The organism is Joostella sp. (assembly GCF_048266025.1).
GTDB lineage: Bacteria > Bacteroidota > Bacteroidia > Flavobacteriales > Flavobacteriaceae > Galbibacter > Galbibacter atrarenae.
Genome location: NZ_JBLXAF010000001.1, coordinates 907,790 through 931,663 on the forward strand (window position 1 = coordinate 907,790; position 23,874 = coordinate 931,663).

The window sequence follows — 23,874 nt, forward strand, 5'->3', positions numbered from 1 at the left end:
TAAAAACCTTTTTATATAATTATTTGGTGAAAGTTATTAATTTTCTTCTGTATGCAGTTAGTAATTTTGATTTTGATACAAAGCCATAGTATTTTCCATCTTTTAATACTGGAAGATTCCATGCGCCGCTATCTTGGAATTTCTGCATAACACGTGTCATATTATCTGTTTGCATCTTGATAACTGCTGGTGGATTTTGCATTACATCGGAAGCAGTTATTTCTTCATATAGATTCTGATCGAACATTATTGAACGGATGTCATCTAATAAAATAACTCCTTCTAAATAATTCGTCTCCCTATTTAGTACAGGGAAGATATTTCTATTAGATTTCACTACTGCATTGTGAACAATATCTCCTAAATTCATGTCTGGATATAATGGAACAAAATTAGTTTCTATTACTGTTCTTATATCCATTAATGTAAGAACGGCTTGGTCTTTATCGTGCGTAATAAGTTCACCTTTTCTAGCAAGCTCCATCGTATATACCGAATGTGGGATAAAATACTTGGTGATGGCAAAAGATATGGTGGCAGTAATCATTAAGGGTACAAATAGTTCATAGCCTCCTGTGAGTTCTGCAATAAGGAAAATTGCCGTAAGGGGAGCGTGTAAAACTCCAGCCATAAGCCCTGTCATTCCTACTAATGTAAAGTTGCTTTCTGAAATAGGACTATTTAAAAAGCCGATATTGTTTAAAATTTTAGCAAGGCAGTTACCCATAATACTCCCCATAAAAAGGGTAGGAGCAAAAATACCTCCAACTCCACCTGCACCAAAAGTTATAGCACTCGCTACAATTTTGAATAATATGAGTCCAGTTAATAAAGCTACAACGACCCAAACATTGTCTAGATCTATGTTGAAAAAGTTGCTTTCTAACGCTGCTTTAGGGTTTCCTTGTACTAAATGATTTATAACTTCATAACCCTCTCCATAAAGTGGTGGTATAAAGAAAACAATTATTCCGATGGCGACACCACCAATAATCAATCTCTTGACGGGGGAATCTATCTTTTCGAAAAAATCGTGGATTTTAGCATATACTTTAGTAAAATATATAGATGTAAAACCAGCAACAACTCCTAGTAATATAAAGAAAGGAACATCATTAAGTACAAAGCTATCTTCAAGTTTAAAAGGGAGTAAAATATCACTTCCAAAGAAAAAATAGGAGGTGATTACTCCAGAAAGTGAAGCTAGTAATAAAGGCAATAGTGAAGCTAAAGTTAGATCAAGGCTAAATACTTCAATGGCAAAAATAATAGCAGCAATAGGAGCTTTAAAGATAGATGACATTGCACCTGCAGCTGCAGCACCTATTAATAAAGTTCTGTTGGCTTGATTCATATGAAAAAGCCTAGCGATATTAGAACTAATAGCTGCACCTGTAGCAACGGTAGGACCTTCTAGTCCAACAGATCCTCCAAAACCTACTGTAAATGGTGCAGTGAGAATACTTCCTATCATTTGAAACCTTCTCATAATCCCTTTTCGCTTAGAAATAGCAAAAAGCGTTGAAGGGATTCCATGACTTACTCGATGTCTTATTACATATTTCATAATAAGAAACGTAAGTGTTAAACCTATAAGAGGATATACAAAGTAAAAGGCATGGTGATATTGTTGAATAAGTTTCCCTTCCAACAGAAGTTGTATAAAATGCGTTAGATTTTTAAGAACTACTGCACCAACTCCAGAAGTAAATCCGACGAGAATACTTAAGATGTAAATAAACTGTTGCTCAGAAATATGTTTAGCACGCCATATTAATATGCGGGTAAATAAGTTTTTTTTAGACTGTGGCATCACCCATAATATTTAATTTTGCGACATTTTTTAAAGATGTCGATTTTCGGTTAGTTCCTCCGTTTATACTAAAGATAATCTAATAGCTAAATATAAATCCCTTAAAATAAGGATTTTAAGGGATTTTTCTGTTATTCTTGAATATTCAGTTTAATATGAAGTTCTTTTAATTGATCATTGTCAATTTTTGCAGGAGCATCTATCATTACATCGCGGCCAGAATTGTTTTTTGGGAATGCGATATAATCACGAATAGTTTCTTGTCCGCCTAAAATAGCAACAAGTCTATCAAATCCAAATGCAAGTCCTCCGTGTGGTGGCGCTCCGTATTGAAATGCGTCCATTAAGAATCCAAATTGTGCTTTTGCTTCTTCTTCTGTAAATCCTAAATGTTTAAACATTAAAGACTGTAGGTCTTTGTCGTAGATTCTTATGGAACCTCCACCTATTTCATTTCCGTTAAGAACTAAGTCATATGCATTTGCTCTAACGTTTCCAGGTTCTGTATCTAATAATTTAATGTCTTCTGGTTTAGGAGAAGTAAACGGGTGATGCATTGCATGGAATCTCTCACTTTCTTCGTCCCATTCTAAAAGAGGGAAGTCTAATACCCATAATGGTGCAAATTCTTCTGGATTTCTTAATCCAAGACGTTCTGCCATTTCCATTCTTAGTGCGCTAAGCTGACTTCTTGTTTTGTTAGCCTGCCCCGAAAGTACACAAATAAGATCTCCAGGTTTTGCTCCAGTAGCTTCTGCCCATGCCTTAAGATCTTCTTGATCGTAAAACTTATCTACAGAAGATTTATAAGAACCATCTTCATTACATTTTACATAAACCATTCCTAAAGCACCTACTTGTGGGCGTTTCACCCAGTCTATAAGTTTGTCAATTTCTTTTCTTGTGTAAGAGCCACCGCCAGGAATTGCGATACCTACTACAAGTTCAGCGTCATTAAATACTTTAAATTCTTTATGTTGAGCAACATCATTTAACTCACCAAACTCCATTCCGAAACGAATATCTGGTTTGTCATTTCCGTACTTGCGCATTGCTTCATCATAAGTCATTCTAGGGAAGTCTTTAATTTCTATCCCTTTTATTTCTTTTAGAAGATGACGGGTAAGTCCTTCGAAAACATTTAAAATATCCTCTTGTTCAACAAAAGCCATTTCACAATCTATTTGTGTAAATTCAGGCTGTCTGTCGGCACGTAAATCTTCATCTCTAAAGCATTTTACAATCTGGAAATACTTATCCATTCCACCAACCATAAGCAATTGCTTAAAAGTTTGTGGCGACTGCGGAAGTGCATAAAATTGACCTTCATTCATTCTAGAAGGAACAACAAAGTCTCTAGCTCCTTCTGGAGTAGATTTAATAAGATACGGTGTTTCTATTTCTATAAAATCTTGATTAGAAAGATAGTTTCTAACTTCGATTCCTACTATATGTCTAAAAATAAGACTGTTTTTAACTGGATTTCTACGAATATCTAAGTAACGATATTTCATTCTTAAATCATCACCTCCATCAGTTTCATTTTCTATAGTAAAAGGAGGGGTTTTAGATTTGTTTAAAACAGTGATGTTTTTTACTAATATCTCAATATCTCCAGTATCGATATTTGGGTTTTTAGAGACCCTTTCGATTACAGTTCCGTTTACCTGAATAACAAATTCTCGTCCCATTTGTTGGGCAGTTTCTAGAACATCTTTTGGAGTACGCTCCTCATCAAATATTAACTGTATGATTCCATAACGATCTCTAAGGTCTATCCAGACCATAAATCCTTTATCTCTAACTTTTTGTACCCAACCAGAAAGAGTTACTTCTTCGTTTATATGTTCTTTGCGTAACTCGCCACAAGTATGACTTCTATACATGAATTTTAACATTTAATGAGCTGCAAAGGTAATAAGTTAGAAGAGGTAAAAGAAACTTTTCATCTGTAAATATTTAATGTTTTTTCTGAATGTATTTTATTGTTTTTTAAGCTTTTTATTGTCATTTGAAGGGCTAAATAATACATAATGCTAAGGATTTTTACTTTCCAATGTTAAATCTTTACTCAAATATGAACTTTTGTGAAAATTAATCAACTGATAATTAGTCAATTAAGAGTTTAATGTTAACTTAACGTTAAGCGAATGTTTTTTTTATGTAAATTAATTAGTTATATTTGTTATGATAGTGTAAAGTAGTAGATGTTTAATAACTAAAAATATAAAATCATGAAAAAGTCGATATTAATTTTTGCAATGCTTTTTTCGTTTGTAATGGTAGCTCAGAATGTTGAGAATAAACCAAAGCTAGAAAAAGAAGGAGATATGGTAAAAGCTACTTATTTCCATGATAATGGAGCAGTTTCTCAAATGGGGTATTACTTAGAGGGGAAACTACATGGAGAATGGAAGTCTTATAATGAAGAAGGAAGAAAAACTGCTATGGCAGAATATAATAAAGGAGAGAAAACTGGTAAGTGGTTTTTTTGGAATGATAACACTTTAAAAGAAGTAAATTATCAAGATAATAGGATTACAAATGTTACCACTTGGAATAGTTCAAATCCTGTAGTGATTAACAACTAGAAAACATAATAATAGAAGATTAGAAAACCATGCGAAAGCATGGTTTTTTTGTTTTTTAGGAATATTTATTCATAAATAATGAGAGTACTCTAGATTATGGTTTTTAAAACTATACTATTTTGTACTTTTGTCGACAGATAAAACAGAATCATGATACATTCAATGACCGGTTTTGGGAAGAATATCATTCAGCTTCCTTCAAAAAAAATCACAGTAGAGTTAAAATCATTAAATAGTAAAAATTTAGATCTAAATGCTAGAATACCTTCTGCATATAGAGCTAAAGAGATAGAACTAAGAAATGTAATTGCAAATAGCCTTGAAAGAGGAAAGATAGATTTTAGTCTTTTTGTGGAGGTAACGGGAGAGGTTTCTAATACGCAAGTAAATGTGAATGTTGTTAAGCAATATATGGAGCAATTACGTGCGGTGAATTCTTCTAAGTTTACTGAAAATGATGATGTTGAGTTATTGAAGATGGCCGTAAGAATGCCAGATGCATTAAAGGCAGAGCGTGAAGAGATTGATGAAGAGGAATATAAAATAATTAAGAATGCTGTAATTGAAGCGCTTAAAGATATTAATGTTTTCCGTGCGCAAGAAGGTGCTGTTTTAGAAAGAGATTTTGTTTCTAGAATTGAAAGTATACTCTCTTTACTTAAACAAGTTGAGGTTATAGATGCTGAAAGGCTAGCCGCTGTTCGTGAGCGTTTAGATAGAGCTGTAGCCGATATAAAAGAGAATGTAGATGAAAATCGTTTCGAGCAAGAGCTTATTTATTACTTAGAGAAATTCGATATTACAGAAGAAAAGGTGCGTTTAGCAAACCATTTAGATTATTTCTTAAAAACGCTTAATTCTGATGGTTCCAACGGGAAAAAGCTTGGCTTTATTAGTCAGGAAATAGGAAGAGAAATAAATACTATAGGTTCTAAAGCTAATTATGCTCCAATGCAACAATTAGTAGTTCAGATGAAAGACGAATTGGAGAAAATTAAAGAACAGATGTTAAACGTATTGTAGTATTTACAAGCGATAATAAATATTTTAAAAGCAAAATAAGTCACCTATGCAAGATCGTAATACCGGAAAGGGAGGAAAACTAATTATATTTTCAGCTCCTTCGGGGAGTGGTAAAACAACCATTGTAAGGCATCTGTTAGAATATCCTGAATTAAATTTAGAGTTTTCTATTTCTGCTACTTCAAGAGAAGCTAGGGGGGAAGAAGTGGATAAAGAGAATTATTATTTTCTTTCACTGAAGGATTTTAAAGATCATATTAAGAATGACGATTTCTTAGAATGGGAAGAAGTCTACCGAGATAATTTCTACGGAACATTAAAGAGTGAAGTGGAAAGAATCTGGGCGCTAGGAAAGAATGTTATTTTTGATATTGATGTTTCTGGAGGACTTAGAATAAAAAAGAAATTCCCAGAACAGACACTTGCTGTATTTGTAAAACCTCCAAGTGTAGATGAACTTAAAATAAGACTTAAGAAAAGAAAAACAGAAAGCGACGATAAAATCAATATGCGTATCGCTAAAGCTTCTGTGGAACTAGCAACAGCTCCTCAATTTGATAAAATCATTAAAAATTATGATTTGGATGTTGCAAAAAAAGAAGCTTACAATCTTGTAGCAGATTTTATAGGTTTAGATAAAAAGTAACCACTAACTTTTTATAAGAGCCAAAAAGAGTATATAAGAAATTAGATGAAGAAAATCGGGTTATATTTCGGAACATTCAATCCTATCCATATGGGGCATTTGGTTATCGCAAATCATATGGTAGAGTTTAGCGATTTGGACGAAGTTTGGCTTGTTGTTACTCCTCATAACCCATTAAAGAAGAAAAGCACTTTATTAGATAACCATCATCGTTTGGAAATGGTTTATCGTGCTACAGAAGGTTATAGCAAGCTTAAACCAAGTGATATTGAATTTGGATTACCGCAACCTAATTATACGGTAAATACGCTTGTATATTTAAAGGAAAAACATCCTAAACATCATTTTTCTTTAATTATGGGAGAAGATAACCTGAAGAACTTTCATAAATGGAAAAATCATGATGTTATCTTAAAAGAGAATGATATTTATGTTTATCCACGTATTACAAAGGGGCAAACAGAGGAGAGTAGGTTTGATTCACATCCTAGTATAAATAAGGTAGATGCGCCAATTATGGAGATATCTTCTACTTTTATTCGTAATGCAATTGCAGAACAGAAGAATATTGAACCTTTACTGAATGCAAAAGTTTGGGAATATATTGATTTAATGAATTTCTATAAATAGATAGGATTTTTTAACCTACTTAGTTTTATATAAAGGAGAAATCACTTCAATACTTTTAGATGTAGTGGGTAATACGCATTTGTAGTAATTTGTATCTCTACATTGTCTCTTGGTTGTATTATTTCATTACTATTACTTATGGGCACTTCCATTTTTTCAATATCGTACTTATTGGGTAATAACCATACCCTATAAACAGGTTCTCCTGTATCATCTTCTAAAACAATTACCCGTGTAACAATTGCTTTAAATGCACTCTTTTTCTTTTCCGATACATCTTTCTTTAAATCGAAATATTTATACTCGTATAAAAGATATCCTGCTAATGCTAATGTTAAGCATACTATAACAAATATATAAGTGGTTAAACCTATTTTATCGGGTAACGTCAAAGAAGTATTTTCAAAATAGCGTCTTCCTCCTCGAGAGAAAAAATGTGAGGGTATAAAGGCTCCTACAATTCCAACAATACCAAAAACAAGAAACACCCTTAAAAGCAGCGCTTCTATACTTTTGAGTTTATGCTTTATTATGGCTAACTCTATTTTATTTAAAGAAACATGAACCATCTTTATATTATTATATTGCCATCTTTAAACACTTTACCAGTCGAAGCATCGTATTTTGGTGTTATGCTTTTCAAACGTTCTTTTAATTTTTCGTAATACGGAAGCCATTCAACATATATTTCTTGATTAAACTTTTTATCCATTCTCGCTATTTTTTCATCAAAATATTTATCGTTGCATAGTTTAGAAATTATTAAACCGCGAAAATATCATCCAATGTTCCTCCTAAAATGCCTTTTTCTCTCTTGTGCCACGGTATTTCATCTTTATCTAATTCATCCATTTTTGCTAGTATGTTAGGTAAATAACTGTAATGCTCTGCAAAGGCAAAACCACGAGTTTGGAGGTAATTAACTAGCCAAGTAGCCATGGCTTCCATTTCAACTTCCGTTTTTGGAGCTTTTAAATAGTATTTTTCATCAAATTCATTATTGAAAACAATATCTTTTATTGTTGAAAAAAAATATTTTTTTCTCTCTTTATAAGAAGTCAAATCGAAATTTGGCAATTCAATTTCTAAAATAATACTCTCTACTTCGCTAATTGAGACTAGCAACTCTGACGTAGAAACTGAGCCAGCATCTTTAAAGTTGAAAAAGATAAACTCCACTTTGTTCTCTAACTTTAAAATATACCTTGGGTCTAAACCTGTATTAATTAGTTTATACCCTTTTGGCTTTAGAATTCCGTCTAGACTTTTATGCAATATTTGCTTCCGTATCTTTTTACTTAGCATGTTATTTTGTTTTCGTTCTTTGCTCTATAGTTATTTTATATAGATTAGCTGGCTAATTCACTAGTTAAAATTGTTAGCTTCTGCGTCTTTTCCTTAAAACTATTTAAATCTTTATAGATTACATACAACTCTCCATCATTATAAAAAGCATCTTGTAAATGATAACTGTGTGGAGGAAATAATGTGTTTTTAACTACGTAGTTCTTAAGAGAAATAGTTTGAATTCCTCTTTGAGATATAATGACTAACATATCGTCACTAAAAAAATTCTTTACGAAACTATTATTCATCGTGTCGACTGCAGATGCTACTTCAAAATAAGTTTTCTCTTCTGTATTGTAAATTAGTGTTTTACCATTCGGAATAAATACATGTCTTCCGTCTATAGCTTCAAATTGAAATAAATCTAAATTTGGATATAATCCTCCATGTTTATAATTCATATGTTCATTGTCTACTAATCTATCTTCCACATAAAACTGATACCGCCACATAGTATTGCCATAATTGACTTCTACATATTCTGTGGCTATTAATTTTGTATGGCTCTTTTTACCTAAATACGTATGTGATATATCAAGTTTCATTCAGAATGAGATTTTTCAATGAGATTTCTATAAATAAACTAAAAATATCCTCTAAAAGGAATATAGGAAGCTGAAAAATTCTAATTTTCTTGCGTACAGAATTTATTTTTAAATCCCTTCAAACTTTAAATTGGGCCAAATAAAAAAGCCCAGATGTAAAATCTGAGCTTTGCAATGTATTTTAAGTCAAAGTTATCCTTTTATAACAGGAATACGTAAAACTTGACCTGGGTAAATCTTATCAGGATCAGTTAGCATAGGTTTGTTAGCCTCAAAAATCTCAGGATACTTCATAGCATTCCCGTAGAATTTTTTAGCAATTTTCCCTAATGTGTCTCCGCTTACAACTGTATGAAATTGAGCTTCTGGCTCTACATTTTCAACATCTAGTAAATCATCTACAACAGCTATTCCAGCGCTATTTCCTACAACTAAAATAACTTTTTCTTTAGTACTTTGATTAAATGCTTTTCCTCTTACTGTAGCAGTATCTCCAGAAATTTCAATATTTAAATCTTCTACTTTTAAGCCTAAATCTCCAATAGTTTCAGTAAGACTAGCTGCTGCTGCTGTATTTGCCGCTTTTATTGCTGCTGCTTTATCTGCTGCTGCTTCCGCAGCTTCTTCTGCTGAAGTTTTTCCTCCGAAAATTTTTGCTCCAGCGTCTTTAATAAATGAAAATAATCCCATCGTCTATATTTTTTAAATTGAAAGTTAACAGCTACCAATTTACGAAAATTATCACACCAAAACAAAGAATTTATTCAATATAAAGAAGGATATATAAACAATTGGAAGTATAATTTTCGACAAAGAACAAAGCCGCCTTTTGAAATATCAAAAAGCGGCTTTGTTTAAAATAACCAACCAAAAAAATCAACTAACTTTACTTAATTATATAGAACAATTCTATACTTACTAAACGGTGTATTTCAACATATAATTGTATGAGAACTCATAATCTATTGTTAAAGATGTTTTAATACTTTCTTATTTGTAAATAAAAAATTAAACTACTGATACTCAATAAGTAATATCATATTTTAAAAATTAATTACATTTGACTTTTAAATGAATGAAAAACGGATGAATAATACGATAAAAGTTGCTGTTTTAGGTGGCGGTAGTTGGGCTACAGCATTAGTGAAAATGTTGTGTGAAAACTTAGATGAAGTAGGTTGGTATATGCGTAATGAAAATGCTATAAACCACATTCTAACAAATCAGCACAATCCAAATTATTTGAGCTCTGTAGAGTTTAATACAGACAAGCTGAAGCTCAGTAAAGACATAAATGAAATCGTGGAATATGCTGACTATCTTATTTTCGCTATTCCATCTGCTTTTTTACATGAAGAGCTCACTAAATTAACAGCTTCTCTTGATGATAAAGTGGTTTTTTCAGCAATTAAAGGGATTGTTCCTGAGTGCGGACTTATTGTAGGAGAATATTTTAATGAGCTTTATAAAGTTCCTTTCGATAGAATCGGAATCATTACAGGGCCTTGCCACGCTGAAGAGGTTGCTTTAGAACGACTTTCATATATTACGGTGGCTTCCTCAGACGAGAATAAAGCGGTAACATTAGCAGATAAACTCGCTGGACCATATATTAAAACTAAAATTAGTGATGATATTATAGGTACAGAGTATGCTGCGGTGCTTAAAAATATATATGCTATTGCCGCAGGAATTGCTCATGGATTGGGTTATGGAGATAATTTCCAATCTGTTTTAATGAGTAATGCTATCCGAGAAATGAAGCGTTTTATTAAGAGGATTCATAAAATGAAGCGTAATATTAACGATTCAGCCTATTTAGGAGATCTTTTAGTTACTGGATATTCGATCTTTAGTAGAAATAGAATGTTTGGAAACATGATTGGAAAGGGATATACCGTTAAAAGTGCGATGATGGAAATGAATATGGTTGCTGAAGGGTATTATGCTACAAAAAGCGCTCATATTATCACATCAAAGCAAAAACGTAAGTCTAAAACTCCAATTATTGATGCAGTTCATGCTGTACTTTATGAAGGAAAAGACCCTAAGCAAACGTTTTTGAAGTTAACTGAGAAATTAGATTAATAACGACAGTTATATACTTATTTAAAAACCCACTAGTTAATTCTTTATAGAGGAAGCTAGTGGGTTTTTTGTTGAAATTAGTTTTTAATTTCACTGTGCTTTTTAATCAGCATTAAAATTTCATCTCTATAGTTTTCTACTTCGGATATTTCAATATTAAACAGTTCTTTGTATTCTTGAAGTATTGCTGGAAGATATTTTTTCACACTTTCAATATCAAAATACATACGCCCTGTTCTTCGGATAAAGAAATCTATTGGGTTTTCTACAAGTTCGTATTTTGTGGAAAATAAAAATTCTGCCCTTAGGAGTTTTTGGTGGACATCGCTATCGGTAAGTTTTTCATAAATTTTTAAAATCTCATCTGTTTGCTTACCGTATGTAGTCACTAAATATAAAGCGTCATATTTTGAGAATCCATCGTCTTGAAGGCGCTTGTATAGTGCTTTTTTATATTTTCTTACTTCTTTATAGTTTTTCCATGGTCCCCCAGAAAGAGGTATTTTATCTGTATTGCATTTCGGAATTTTTATAGAAAAATCTTCCTCAATCCTTTTAGTCACTTTATCGACAGTGCGCTCGGCCATTTTTCGGTATCCAGTGAGCTTTCCACCAGCAATACTTATAAGTCCGCTTTCAGAAATAAAGATTTCATCTTTCCGAGATAACTCTGATGGAGATTTGCCTTCTTCATGAATTAAAGGTCTTAAGCCTGCCCAAGTAGATTGGATGTCTTCCAATGATAAGTTCACAGTTGGAAACATATGGTTCACTGCTTCAATAATATATAAGGCATCAGTTAAATTGGTATAGACTTCATTTTTATTCTCCGTGTAGTTTGTATCGGTAGTTCCTACGTAGGTTATTTTACCTCTCGGAATTGCAAATATCATTCTGCCATCTGGAACATCAAAATATACCGATTGCTTTACTGGAAACTTCTCGTGTTCAAAAACGAGATGTACTCCTTTTGTAAGATGTAAACTGTCTCCTTTTTTGGAATTGTTTATAAGGCGTAAATCATCCACCCAAGGGCCAGTAGCATTAATTACATATTTAGCGTGGATTTTATATTTATCCCCAGTTGTATTGTCTGTTACGGAAACACCCTTTACTTGCCCATCTTCATATAAAAAATCATTTACTTGGGTGTAGTTTATTGCTGTTGCATCGTATTGTAAGGCTGTTTTAATGTTTTCTAAGGTTAACCGAGCATCATCAGTTCTATATTCAGCATAATAACCCGCACCTTTTAAAATTTTCTTCGGAAGCAAGGGTTCTAAAGTCATTGCCTTTTCTTTATCTACCATTTGCCGCTGATCTTCATCCTCTACTTGGGCTAATAAATCGTATACTTTTAATCCGATTGAAGTGAGCCATTTTCCGTAAGATCCATTCTCAACTAAAGGGAGCAACATTTTTTCAGGAATTACCAAATGCGGCGCTAGTTTATGTACAATCGCTCGCTCTGTACCAACTTCCTTTACAAGCCAAAAATCGAACTGCTTGAGGTAGCGTAGTCCGCCATGAATAAGTTTGGTAGACTTACTACTCGTTCCTGAGGCGAAGTCTTCTTTTTCTACAAGAGCCACTTTTAATCCCCTTGAAGCGGCATCTAAAAGTATTCCAGCACCTGTAATACCACCTCCAATAACGATAAGGTCGAATGTTGTGCTTTTTAACGTTTCTGTTATTTGTGTCCGTTGGAGATTTGAGAAGTTATATAATTTCATCTATTGCTTTTTCCTTTAAGAAATATACAATTTTTACGCTTCTAAATATTAAGAAGTTTTTTCAATTTCTATATGAACCGTTTTTTCATTTCCTAGCTCATCAATAACGGTAATTCGATGTTTCCCTTCAGAAGGGAGAATAGCTATTTCATGAAAAGTTTTCGTTTCCCCAATATAAACATCATCTAAATACCAAAAAACCGTTGCATTCCTTCTAGGATGAACGATTTTACAAATAATTTCATTCGTTTTTCCACGGAAACCTTTGGTAAGAATAATTTTATTATTGTTTTTAGGGTATATAAAATCCATTAAAAGTTCGTCATTATTTTTGCAAGCGATATTTAGCGGAGGTATACTTTTATAATTTGCATTACTGCTTTTGTAGTAAAACTCCATTAATGGGGGTAGAACAAACCAAGATTCTGTAATTATTTTATCCATTGGATAGCATGAGTTATTCACTCTAAATTGCTTTTTATCATCCAAATGGATGAGCCTATGATAAGGGCAGACTTTAAAATTAGTTCCTGAAATTGGAACTTTCACCTCCGTTTTAGGGCAAATTGGAGAGGCTAAATATCCGCTATTGCTACATACTTTTATTGCTGCCAACGCATCAAAAGGAGTATCAAACCAAGTGGTTTTTGGAAGAGCGTCAAAAACATCAAATAATATTGGAGCCGCACTGTTTACACCCGTTAGCTCAGGCCTTCCTTCTCCATCGGCATTTCCAACCCAAACTCCAACTAGATATTTTTTGGTAACTCCAATAGCCCAAGCATCTCTGTTTCCATAACTGGTTCCTGTCTTCCAAGCAATTTCTTTTGAGGAATCGAAAAATTCCCAAGCTTCTTCTCCTTCAGGACGATTTACTTCTTTTAAAGCTTCAAGGGTTAGAAAAAAACTACCCGCATCGAAAACGGATTTTTCTTGTGTCTTTCTTCCGAAGTTATATTTTTTCTGCTCAAGGAAAATAGGATCTCCAAATTCATTTGAAAAATATTCACTTGATGTTTCTGTATAATGATTTACAGTCGAAGCCATTCCGGCATAAGCCTTACATAAATCCCATAGATTACTCTCTGCACCTCCTAAAATGAGAGAAAGACCGTAATAATCGGAAGATTTATTAATGTCTTTTTGATTAAAATACTTTAACTGTTCTCTAAATTTATCTAAGCCATAATCTTGTAATAAGCGTACCGCGGGAACATTTAAAGAACGAGCTAATGCTTTTTTTGCTTGTACGGCGCCAGTATATTGTTCGTTATAATTGGTGGGTTTATAACCTGCAATTTGTGTAGGCACATCGGCAACTAGCGTATTAGGAAGTAACTCACCGCTATCTAACATAGCAGCATATAAAAAGGGTTTTAAAATGCTTCCTGTGCTTCGCGGTGCCTGAACAATATCTACATCTTTTTGATGACTTTTGGTTGTTGGAGTGTTTCCCACATATGCCAATACTTCTTTGGTTTTGATGTCTAAAACGAGCACACCAGCATTAAAAACTTGATTTTGACGTAATGTTTCGTAATGCCTCTTTACAATATTATTAGTTCGCTTTTGAAGTTCATAATATACAGTAGTCTTTAGTTTTTTTCCTCTTTTCTTCGTCGCTGTATATTGTAAAAAATGTGGTGCTAGTTGAGGTAATGCGTATGGCTTCTCTGGTAGAGTTTCTGTTATTGCTAGTTTATAAGTTAAGGAATCTATAATGTTTTCTTTATGTAGCTTTTTTAGTAACCGATTTCGTTTTTCTAATAAACGTTTTTTATTTTTTCCTGGATAAATCAGTGCTGGAGCATTTGGCAATACAGCGAGAGTAGCACTTTCTGCCCATGATAATTTATCTGCTGGGATCCCAAAATAGCGCCAAGAAGCAACCTCCAAGCCAACTACATTTCCACCAAAGGGGGCATGAGCAGTATACAGGCTTAAAATCTCTTCTTTATTATACCTAAGTTCTAAACGGGTTGCCTGGATGAGCTCTATTATTTTTTCAAAATAGGTTCTTTTCTTACCATCTCTCGAAAGTCGAATTACTTGCTGTGTAAGCGTACTTCCTCCGCGAACAACTTTTCCAGATTTTACATTAGCAATAAAAGCCTTTACCATAGACACAGGATTAAATCCTGGATGGTTATAAAAATAGCCATCTTCAAACTGTATAATACACTGTTTGAATTTTATAGGAACGCTATCGCTTGCAGGAAATCTCCACTGCTCGTCATTTGCAATTTGAGCCCCTAATAACCTTCCTTCACGACTCTCAATAACCGATGAGGTTGGATTGTTAAAAAGTTGCTTCGGAAGTGCAAAATAGTATGTAATTAACAATCCAATAATTACAACACTTTTTATTCGGTGTTTTACGAACAAAAATGTTAGTACTCGATTAATTTTTGATGTCTTCCCATTTATAGAGTCGCTTTTAGGTTCTTTCTTTTTTATTGAACTACTTCTACCCATTTACCTTTTGTTCTCACCATATAATCATTGTCATACATTGCTTCTGCTTGGATCCCTGGTAAATAATACTTTCCTAAATACGATGCGTTTAAAAGAATTCTAAAGGTTTTACTTTTATTCCCGCCCATATCAAAATAGAAATTTGCACGGTCGTCTCTTAAATCTGTATAATTAACTTGATTCTCTTCAAAAGCTCCAAAATCGGTAAAGCGGGTATTAATTATTTCCCATCCGCTAGGGAATATTTCGGTTAAGGCTACATTTTCTAGTGCTTCAGAATTAGTATTTGTTATGGTTACTTCCGCAATAAAATTTGTTCCCTGCGTTAATTTGTTTACTTCCAAAGGCGTTCCGTCTTTTCCTTTAAAGCTTACAAGTGCATTTAGGTTTCTTCGAGCAGCTTTTTCTTCTCCCACAGGAAGCTTTCCTGTATTCAATACTCTTACAAAAAGTGTATTATCAGCTTTATTGTTTAGCGTGATAGAATTGCTTCCTTTTTTAATAGCGAGATTCCTATTAGCAAGTGTTTTTCCTGAATTAATATTATTAGTACCATTGCTATTTACATTGTATGATACCTGTATCCCTTTACCACCAATATAATCAGCAAATTTGGCCATTCCTAAAAGGCTATATGCGGTAGTTTGCGTGCTCATCCATTTTTCAGAAACTAGAGATTTTGCTACGCTCTTTGCCATTTCTTGAGCACGTCCTTTCTCTTTTAGAAGCACCAATGTTTCTAATGCCATCGCTATATTTCTTTCAGTAGAACCATAAGTATATGAATCGTAATTTACAGGTTGAAAATCGATATTAGCATTATTAAAAATTGTTTTTGCAACTTGAGTTTGCCCAATAATAGCATATGTTGCAGAAAGTCTGTGTTTCGCTTCGTTGGAAATACTCGGTGTCTCTAGTAATCTGTTCATAGAAGATACGTCTGGTTTTCCAGCTAGTGCTAAAGAATAGAGTCTGTATGCCTGCGCCAAGTCTGATGAAGAGCTGGAAGAACGCCATTGTTTTGCTTCTTGCTGCTGATAATGAATCCATTTTTCTTTAAATCCAATTGGTAATACATATCCTTTACTTTCAGCCTCTAATAAAAAGTGTCCTGCATAGGAAGTTCCCCAATCATTAGGAGCATTTTGTCCCTGCCAATAAGAGAATCCTCCATTTGGAAGTTGGAAATTACTAAGACGTTTAATTCCCTTTTCGATATTGGTTTGGATACGCTGTTTCTTATCTATAGTAAGATCAAAAATATCAGCTAGATATAACTGCGGAAATACTGCAGAAGTTGTCTGCTCAATGCATCCGTGTGGATATCTGATTAAATATTCTAGTCTGCTAGTGAAATCCATAGGAGGAAGCGTAGAAAATTCAATTTGTGCGCTATTACTGCCTTCGATTCCGAAAGTTTCTAAATTTATAGTTTCAGTAGCATTTGCATCTAAAGTGATTTCTTGAGTTATGGTCGACTTAGGATTTGGATTGAATACATCCAATTCGATTTTATAATTAGCTTTTTCACTATTTGCAGTTGCACTAACTTCTATTTCTCCAATTCCTGTAATCTGATTTACTTGGAGATCAAAATAAACCATTTTTTCATCAGGATCGGAAAATGTAACGGTTTTTGTCTTATCTCCAATAATTTCATAAGCATTATTATCTTTTATCGAAACAGTTACATTTTTAATATTCTTTTCCATAGCAAAAACGGTCACAGGAACAGTAATCGTTTCTTTAGGAGTTATTTTCCTTGGCGCTGATGCTAATAACATCAATGGTTTTTTTACAGGAGTAGATTTCTCTGCAACTCCATAAGCATTTTCATTAACGTTTCCTGCAATAACCATGGTTCTTACAGCTCCTATATATTTAGGAATAAGAATGTCATGAGTTTTTGTTTCTCCTTCTTTTAATTGAAAAGGTCCTAAATAAACAACCATCGGTTTAAATCGATTGGCTTTTTTATTTTTAGCTCCAGCTGCCATTCCATCTCCACCAATACTAAATACTTGATCTATACGACCTCCAAAAGCACCTATTATATCGTCATAAATATCCCAAGTTTTTACTCCTAAAGCTTCACGAGCAAAAAAAGTATCCCATGGATTTGGCGTTTTAAAACGAGTAAGATCGAGTAAGCCTTCATCTACAATAGCAAGAGTGTAGGTCATAGCCTTCCTGTTTTTCTCTCCCACTTTTACATTGATATGTTCTTCCGGTTTTAATGAATTTGGCATCGCGATAGTTGGCTCCAAGATTGTCTTAGGATCATTTACCGTAATCGGAATTACTCCATACATTCGTATTGGAGCATCATTTAATGTTGTAGCATGTGGCTGTAATAATGAAATATGAATGTATACATTTGGAGCGTAAAGAGCTTCGATTGGAAGCTCGAATTTAGTTTCCTCTTTTTCAGGAATTACCCACATTGATTTTAATACTTCGTTTCCATTTTCAACAGTAACCAAAGCTCGCCCTTGCTCACTGGAAGGAAATGTTATAATTGCATTTTCGCCAACATTATACGTTTCTTTATCAGAAGAGAATACAAGCATGGTGGCTGCTTCAGGGTCTTGGTTTTTAGATTTTCCAGCCCATCCTGGCCAATCTATATATACAGTTTCTCCAGTGGCATGCCCACCTTCTTCATCTTCAACTCTTACCAAATAACGACCCCATTCAGGATATTTAATTTCAAATTTAAAAGTCCCTTTACCGCTGCTATTTGTGGCTATTGTTGTTTTGTATACTTCCTCTTGATAATTGCTACCGTTAAAGCTAGATAAGTTGTCTTCGGAAGTATCCCACCACCAACGCCAATCAATTTTATAAACAGATATATTAAGTTTATCAACCGCTTTTGGAGCTCCGTTTTTATCTACAGTAGCTACTTCAAAAGTATGTTCTTCATCTGTAAGAAGCATACTTCTTTTTGCATCGCCATCTGGAACTCTAAGTCCAACATAAGTATCGTATGGAGCGTAATTTTTCGAAAATACATCAGTGCTAAAATCACCTCCGTTTTCATAAACTTTAGTGATAAAAGTGGCCTTTAGCATCCCAGGGGCTTTCTCTTCCAATTGTGGAGAAAGTCTAAAATTGGTTTTCCCTTCCGAATTTATCTTCCCGTCGAAAACCGTTTGATCTTCAGAAGAAAAACGGATGGTTGGATCATCAAAAATATAGTTTTGATAATCTTCAAATGTAGTTTTTGTTGCTGAAAAACGACCTTTAATATCACTTTTTAAGTTCTTCGCAATTGCACCATGCAACCAAGTAACCGACATATTCCCATTGATTTCTTCATCTGAGGAAAGCAATTCTTTATCAAAATCTACTTTTATTTTTAAACGGTTAGGCTTTATCGTTTCTATTTTTAGTGTTTTTGAAAACGACGTTCCCCCAATGCTCACTTTAGCTAGCCAGTTTCCTGTTGGAGCGTCTTGGTCTGTATCTACATTAAAATTATAGAAACCGTTAATTCCATTTGCTCTAATTTCTTTGTGAACTATTTTTCCATAAGGATCACTTAATTCGAACTTAACAGGATGGCTATCTGGAATAGGATTGTTTTTGTCATTTAAAATGAAATTTAAAAACAGGGTGTCTCCAGGTCTCCAAACACCACGTTCCCCATAAATAAATCCTTTTAGACCTCTTTTAAGTTCTGCCCCAGCGACGTTAAATTTACTAACCGATAATGCATTCCCATCGTTTATTTTAAGATATGTTTTCTGATTGTTTCGCTCTGCAATTACAAAGAAAGCTGGAGCTTCTGCATCAAACATTGTAGTCCCATCTGTTTCGGTAATACCGTATCCAATAGGCTGCTGTTGGTAATTGTAGAAGGTTACTTTTGTGCCAGCTAGCGGCTTTGTGGTGATAATATCATTAGCGCTGATAAAGTAACTTTCGTTTTTCCCCTTTTTAATTGTTAGACCAATATCACTTGCAATAATGTTTGTTTTTATTGTCTTATCGTAATAGTAAGAATCTTTACAAGGATCTTCACGTTCACTCCAATTATAATCATAATAATAGTCGTTATCCCAATAGCTATTGCTGGCGGTAGGCGTCCACTCTTCAGAGTTATTTACTTCTTCTTTAAAATTATCAAAATCATTAAGTTCGAAAGTTTCATTCTCATCAGCACCACAAGAATAGGAACTATATTTTTTACTGTATGAGAATTCTACCCTGTATATCGCTCCTGGATCTGGAGTGATAATTTCACGAAGATCGAGTGCATATGCTCTCCAATTACCAGTATTTTTAGTGAGGTTTGTTTGTAATTGGATGGCCTTTTTTGCTACAGGTTTTGCTACGGAACGCAAGTTTCCTCCACCGTTGATATCATTTTGTTGAAGAAATTGTAAGATATTATTTTGGTAGATTTTAATAACCGTTACATCTACTGCTTTTAGATTCACGGCTTCAAAATTAATTTTTAGATTGTTAGAGTTGGGAAGAATTGTTCCGCTACTTAAAAGTCTAACATTTGGTTTTAATTGTTCGAAAGCAATATTCTCACTGAAAATATTTTTTAGTTTATAGCCTTCAGCACTTTCTATTCCTTGAAAAATATTTAAACTATTTACACCTTGAACTTTTTCATTAGGATAGACTTTTATAACATTTCCATCAATTATAAATTTCAGTTTATCTACATTTTCAAGTGTAATTAACCCTTCTAAATTCTGAGACTTTTTTATAGGATCGGAGAAATTGATTTCGAAATATTGATTCTTACCCTCATAAGTATTTACTTCAACAATAGAAAAGTTGTTCTTTCCAGGGATATTTACTTTTGTATCTCCTTTATCATGAATTCCTTGAGAATTCCCATCCCAAATAATCTCTAATTCTGAGTCGTCTTCAAATCGCTGAATACTATCAATTTTAAAAGGGATTTGTGTTCCTTCGTCTATAGTTCCATCAAATTTAATAGCGAGGGATTTACTATTCTGGTATGCTGCCACAAGACTTTTTGCAGTCTCCAAATCCATAACATCACTGCTACGAAGACTCCCCTCCAAATACTGCCAATCTCTACTATATGATTGTAAATTGGAAGTTGTAATATTAAATTGTTGCTTGAGAGTTTTCACTTTAAAGGTAAACTCTTCAAATTCTGAAGGTAGATCTTCAATAAAAGCTTCTAAATTTAGTTCTAGCGTATATTCAGTGTCTTGCTTAAGTCCCTTTTCAGGAATAAAAGCAATAGTTTGATTGTTTAAAGCAACCACTTTACCATCTACATAAGGACTAATATCTAATATTTTATCATCTAATACTTTATTGTCAGAAAGTTTTTCTGAAGGGTTTCTTAGCACTACACGAATATCAGATTTAGCAGAAATGATTCCTGTGGAAACATCAGATATGTAATTTCTGTATTTAAATAACTCTTCTTTTTGTTGCTGAATATCATCCTTTTTGTTTTTGCAACCGATGATGAGAATTGCTAAAACGAAAAAAAATATCTTTTGTATCTGCATAATTGTTTTTATAAGGATGTTAGTCAGTACTAATTTTTGATTTTATTATTTTAAAAAGGTATTGAAATATAAATGGAGCTATTCGCCATAAATAGCAATTTCTAGTTTTCCGTTTTTATCAATAGAAGCTCTATACATTCCAGCTGTATTAAATTCCATAGCCATATTCCCATTATGGTCTATTGCAATAATACCACCATCGCCACCCATTTCTGGAACCTTTTGTTGGATTACTATTTTAGCAGCCTCTGCAAGAGATTTACCGCCATATTCCATCATTGCAGAAATATCATAAGCAACTACACCACGAATAAAATATTCTCCCCAACCTGTTGATGATACAGCGCAAGTTTTATTGTTAGCATACGTTCCTGCCCCTATAATTGGAGCGTCCCCAACACGCCCCCAGCGTTTGTTTGTCATTCCTCCTGTAGATGTTCCAGCTGCTAAATTTCCATTTTTATCTAAAGCAGCACAGCCTACAGTTCCAAATTTATCATCCTTAATAAAGGGATCATAGAATACAGTTTTATCATCATGATCCAGCTCTACTTGCTCTCTTTTCTGAGCTCTTTTTAAAGAGTTCATTCTTTTGTCAGTATAAAAGTAAGAAGGGTCTACAATTTCTAGACCTTGCTCTTCTGCAAATTGTTCTGCACCTTCTCTTGCAAACATAACATGCTCCGACTTTTCCATTACAGCTCTCGCTAAATTAATTGGGTTTTTAACTGTAGTTACACCAGCCACAGCTCCAGCATTTAGTGTTTTACCGTCCATAATGGAGGCATCTAGTTCATTTTTTCCTTCATTGGTAAATACAGCTCCTTTTCCAGCATTAAAAAGAGGAGAGTTTTCCATTACATTTATTGTTTTTTCAATCGCATCTAAGCTACTTCCACCTTTTTCAAGAATTGCATATCCTGTTTTTATAGCTTCTTCTAATTTAGCTTTGTAGGCAGCTTCGAGCGAATCACTCATATTCTTTTTTAAGATGGTTCCTGCTCCTCCGTGAATAATAATTCCGAAGTTATTTTCAGTATTATTTTCTTTATCAGTAGTAGGTTGATCTGGAGTATTTGTAGTGTTTTTGTTTTCGCATGAGAAGAAAATAACTACAAATAGCAGCAGAAAATTCAGATGTTTCATAAATAATGATTATATTTAACTGATTAGTAGTTACTAAATTACTTTTTTCCCATCTCTTTCCCAACTTGTCGCCTTTTTCTTTTTTTAAAAAAGGACTTTTCATGGTGTCCCATTTCTGACACATAATTGTTTAATACAATTTGCCAGATGAAAAGTTATCTTTATTTTTTGAGTTTGATGTTGTTTTTATCTATTGTTTCCTGTGGGAATGACAATATAGAAGATGAAATGCAACAAGAAGAATTAACAATTGTTGTAAATGAAGGTTTAGAGCAACAAGTAATTCAAGAAGTTAATAAGTTTAGAGTAAGTAAAGGGTTAAATGCGCTTGCTTATAGTGAGGACGCATACCAGTATGCGGAAGCACAAACTCATTATATGATTCGTACTGGGAGTTTAAATCATGATTCTTTTGATGAAAGAGCATCCTTACTTTCTAAATCTACAAATGCTATAAAGGTGGCCGAAAATGTTGCCAAAGGATATGCTACAGCAAAAGACGTTGTTGAAGGATGGGTTTTGAGTGAAGGACATTATATAAACTTAGTAGGTTCTTATTCTCATACAGCCGTTTCTGTAGCTCAAAATAGTGAAGGTGTCCTTTATTATACCCAGATTTTCTATCAAGGATCAGATTAAATAATTGATTAGATTTCCTGCTTTTTTCTTTAAGTTGTTTACTTTTATACTTCAATTATAAGAACAATGGCAATTATAAAACCTTTCAATTTAAATAAATGGTTAGAAGAGAATAGAGATCTCTTAAAACCTCCTGTTGGGAATAAAAATCTTTATAAAGAATCGGATGATTATATCGTAATGGTTGTGGCGGGGCCTAATGCTCGTAAAGATTATCATTACAATCAAACCGAAGAACTTTTTTACCAATTAGAGGGTACAATTGAAGTTCATGTTCAAGATGATGGGGAGAAGAAAATCATGGAGCTTGGTCCTGGAGATATGTACTTGCATCCTGCAGGAGTTCCTCATAGTCCTGTTAGAAAAGAAGGCTCGATTGGATTGGTTGTAGAACGCAAACGCGATAAGCTTGATATTGAAGATGGATTATTATGGTTTTGTGATAATTGTAATAATAAGCTGTACGAAGTTCGTTTTCCTTTAAATGATATTGAAAAAGACTTTCTAAAACATTTTAAACATTTTTATAGTAGTAAAGAATTGCGAACATGTGATAACTGTGGCACTGTAATGCCAGTTGATGAGCGTTATGTTTCTAATGATGATTAGGAGTGAAATTCAGAAGTATAAACCTTAATTCATTAAGTAATCAGTTTTTTTCTTTTAAGCCATATAAAATAACCTGTAATAGAAAGAAACGGGCCAGAGAGCCCTATTAAGCAATATAAAACTTTGCTGAAGATTCCTCCGTACTGTCCATAGTGGAGGGGAAGGATACTGCTATTAAATTTAGTTGAGAAATCTGCTTCTTCAATTTTATTTATACCAATTAATTCACCTGTTTTATAGTCAACAGAAATCTTATTGTAGTATTCGCTAAGGTAAAAAGAATCACCCTTAAAGATACCATTTACAGTAATACTCCCTTGGTTAGAGCTTGGTAGTCTAAGATACGTTGGAGTAAAATCTGGATGCTCTTTTTTTATGTTGTTTAACGCTGCCTCCATAGAAGTTTCTACTGTTGGAGGTGTAGGCTCAACAGCTTTTTTAAGTCCAGAGGTTACCACTTTATACGCAAGAAATACCCCTGTAAATACAATCACTAAATTTAATAATAAAGACCAAACTCCTACATAACGGTGTAATGCCGAATAGTAATTACGTTTGTTATTACTCTTTACTTTAATTTTAAAAAGAAGCGTTTTTATGATTACTTTTCGATATAGGATTATCCCAGTAATAAGAGATAAGAAAAAAGCTATTCCTGCAATAAAAATTAGAATTCGTCCAGTTATTCCTGCGTGGAGGGAATAATGAAACTTAAGAATCCATTTTGTAAAATGGCTCGTAGCACTGATAACATTTGTAATCTTTCCGGTAACGGGATCTACAAAAGCATATTTTCTTGCTTCAGGCCTTCTTAAGTTAAAAAGAATGGTTTTTCCTTTTTCAAACTTAATAATCCTTGTGCTCCATTCAGGAAATTCTCTCTGAACTTCACTAATAGCCTTATCTAGTTGAAGTGCTTCACTTTCACTTTTAACCTCATATTTTTCAAAAATAAGAAGGTCAATATCATCTGTAAAAACTAACACAGAGCCCGTAATACCCAAAGCAAATAGAATGATACCTGCAATGATACCAAAGTATGAATGGTATTTTAAAAGGACTCTGTTGTTCATATA

Annotated in this window: 19 protein-coding genes; 7 read left to right on the plus strand and 12 right to left on the minus strand. The window is 33.5% G+C overall.

The features are described 5' to 3' along the window. Positions 1–19: 19 nt before the first annotated feature. Entirely contained in the window at positions 20–1,813 is a 1,794-nt protein-coding gene (locus ACN0TY_RS03875; RefSeq protein ID WP_236957737.1) for a chloride channel protein, read from the minus strand. A gap of 131 nt (positions 1,814–1,944) precedes the next feature. Continuing rightward, positions 1,945–3,699, minus strand: coding sequence for an aspartate--tRNA ligase (aspS, locus tag ACN0TY_RS03880; RefSeq protein WP_417443427.1), 1,755 nt, complete (start codon positions 3,697–3,699; stop codon positions 1,945–1,947). A gap of 348 nt (positions 3,700–4,047) precedes the next feature. Between aspS and ACN0TY_RS03885 the strand changes: the two genes are divergently transcribed. The 4 genes from ACN0TY_RS03885 to nadD all read left to right on the plus strand — a co-directional run bounded on the left by ACN0TY_RS03885 (position 4,048) and on the right by nadD (position 6,703). Next, the gene (locus ACN0TY_RS03885) at positions 4,048–4,404 is read left to right on the plus strand and encodes a toxin-antitoxin system YwqK family antitoxin (protein WP_417443428.1); all 357 of its coding nucleotides are present in this window, start codon (positions 4,048–4,050) and stop codon (positions 4,402–4,404) included. A gap of 150 nt (positions 4,405–4,554) precedes the next feature. Continuing rightward, the gene (locus tag ACN0TY_RS03890) at positions 4,555–5,427 is read left to right on the plus strand and encodes a YicC/YloC family endoribonuclease (RefSeq protein ID WP_417443429.1); all 873 of its coding nucleotides are present in this window, start codon (positions 4,555–4,557) and stop codon (positions 5,425–5,427) included. A gap of 46 nt (positions 5,428–5,473) precedes the next feature. Continuing rightward, positions 5,474–6,073, plus strand: coding sequence for a guanylate kinase (gene gmk, locus ACN0TY_RS03895; RefSeq protein ID WP_417443430.1), 600 nt, complete (start codon positions 5,474–5,476; stop codon positions 6,071–6,073). A 45-nt stretch (positions 6,074–6,118) separates the two neighbouring features. Then, the gene (gene nadD, locus ACN0TY_RS03900) at positions 6,119–6,703 is read left to right on the plus strand and encodes a nicotinate (nicotinamide) nucleotide adenylyltransferase (protein WP_417443431.1); all 585 of its coding nucleotides are present in this window, start codon (positions 6,119–6,121) and stop codon (positions 6,701–6,703) included. A gap of 41 nt (positions 6,704–6,744) precedes the next feature. Here the strand turns inward: nadD and ACN0TY_RS03905 are convergent, their stop codons facing one another. From ACN0TY_RS03905 to lysM, 5 genes are all read right to left on the minus strand, one after another. Then, the gene (locus ACN0TY_RS03905) at positions 6,745–7,272 is read right to left on the minus strand and encodes a hypothetical protein (protein ID WP_417443432.1); all 528 of its coding nucleotides are present in this window, start codon (positions 7,270–7,272) and stop codon (positions 6,745–6,747) included. A gap of 2 nt (positions 7,273–7,274) precedes the next feature. Continuing rightward, entirely contained in the window at positions 7,275–7,415 is a 141-nt protein-coding gene (locus ACN0TY_RS03910) for a hypothetical protein (RefSeq protein ID WP_417443433.1), read from the minus strand. A gap of 50 nt (positions 7,416–7,465) precedes the next feature. After that, on the minus strand, positions 7,466–8,008 hold the full coding sequence (locus tag ACN0TY_RS03915) for a hypothetical protein (protein ID WP_417443434.1): 543 nt from the start codon (positions 8,006–8,008) through the stop codon (positions 7,466–7,468). A gap of 44 nt (positions 8,009–8,052) precedes the next feature. Continuing rightward, positions 8,053–8,595, minus strand: coding sequence for a hypothetical protein (locus ACN0TY_RS03920; protein WP_417443435.1), 543 nt, complete (start codon positions 8,593–8,595; stop codon positions 8,053–8,055). 192 nt (positions 8,596–8,787) lie between these two features. Next, on the minus strand, positions 8,788–9,285 hold the full coding sequence (lysM, locus tag ACN0TY_RS03925) for a peptidoglycan-binding protein LysM (protein WP_417443436.1): 498 nt from the start codon (positions 9,283–9,285) through the stop codon (positions 8,788–8,790). A gap of 396 nt (positions 9,286–9,681) precedes the next feature. On the opposite strand from lysM, the gene ACN0TY_RS03930 reads away from it, so the two are divergent. Beyond that, entirely contained in the window at positions 9,682–10,683 is a 1,002-nt protein-coding gene (locus ACN0TY_RS03930; protein WP_417443437.1) for an NAD(P)H-dependent glycerol-3-phosphate dehydrogenase, read from the plus strand. Positions 10,684–10,760: 77 nt separating this feature from the next. On the opposite strand, the gene ACN0TY_RS03935 is transcribed toward ACN0TY_RS03930, so the two are convergent. The 4 genes from ACN0TY_RS03935 to ACN0TY_RS03950 form a co-directional block, all read right to left on the minus strand. Beyond that, positions 10,761–12,416 carry a glycerol-3-phosphate dehydrogenase/oxidase gene (locus tag ACN0TY_RS03935; RefSeq protein ID WP_417443438.1) on the minus strand — a complete coding sequence of 552 codons (1,656 nt, stop codon included), beginning with the start codon at positions 12,414–12,416 and terminating at the stop codon, positions 10,761–10,763. Between the two features lie 48 nt (positions 12,417–12,464). Beyond that, positions 12,465–14,891 (minus strand): penicillin-binding protein 1C, encoded by a 2,427-nt coding sequence (gene pbpC / locus ACN0TY_RS03940; RefSeq protein ID WP_417443439.1) that lies wholly within the window; start codon positions 14,889–14,891, stop codon positions 12,465–12,467. Then, complete coding sequence (locus tag ACN0TY_RS03945; protein ID WP_417443440.1) at positions 14,870–20,404, minus strand: alpha-2-macroglobulin family protein; 5,535 nt, start codon at positions 20,402–20,404, stop codon at positions 14,870–14,872. Before ACN0TY_RS03945 ends, pbpC begins: the two co-directional genes overlap by 22 nt. Positions 20,405–20,482: 78 nt before the next feature. After that, complete coding sequence (locus ACN0TY_RS03950; protein ID WP_417443441.1) at positions 20,483–21,550, minus strand: isoaspartyl peptidase/L-asparaginase family protein; 1,068 nt, start codon at positions 21,548–21,550, stop codon at positions 20,483–20,485. 147 nt (positions 21,551–21,697) lie between these two features. On the opposite strand from ACN0TY_RS03950, the gene ACN0TY_RS03955 reads away from it, so the two are divergent. Both ACN0TY_RS03955 and ACN0TY_RS03960 read left to right on the plus strand, forming a co-directional pair. Next, the gene (locus tag ACN0TY_RS03955) at positions 21,698–22,189 is read left to right on the plus strand and encodes a CAP domain-containing protein (RefSeq protein ID WP_417443442.1); all 492 of its coding nucleotides are present in this window, start codon (positions 21,698–21,700) and stop codon (positions 22,187–22,189) included. 66 nt (positions 22,190–22,255) lie between these two features. Then, positions 22,256–22,798, plus strand: a complete 543-nt coding sequence (locus ACN0TY_RS03960) for a 3-hydroxyanthranilate 3,4-dioxygenase (protein WP_417443443.1) — start codon at positions 22,256–22,258, stop codon at positions 22,796–22,798. Positions 22,799–22,830: 32 nt separating this feature from the next. On the opposite strand, the gene ACN0TY_RS03965 is transcribed toward ACN0TY_RS03960, so the two are convergent. Then, positions 22,831–23,871, minus strand: a complete 1,041-nt coding sequence (locus tag ACN0TY_RS03965) for a PepSY-associated TM helix domain-containing protein (RefSeq protein WP_417443444.1) — start codon at positions 23,869–23,871, stop codon at positions 22,831–22,833. Between the last annotated feature and the right edge of the window lie 3 nt (positions 23,872–23,874).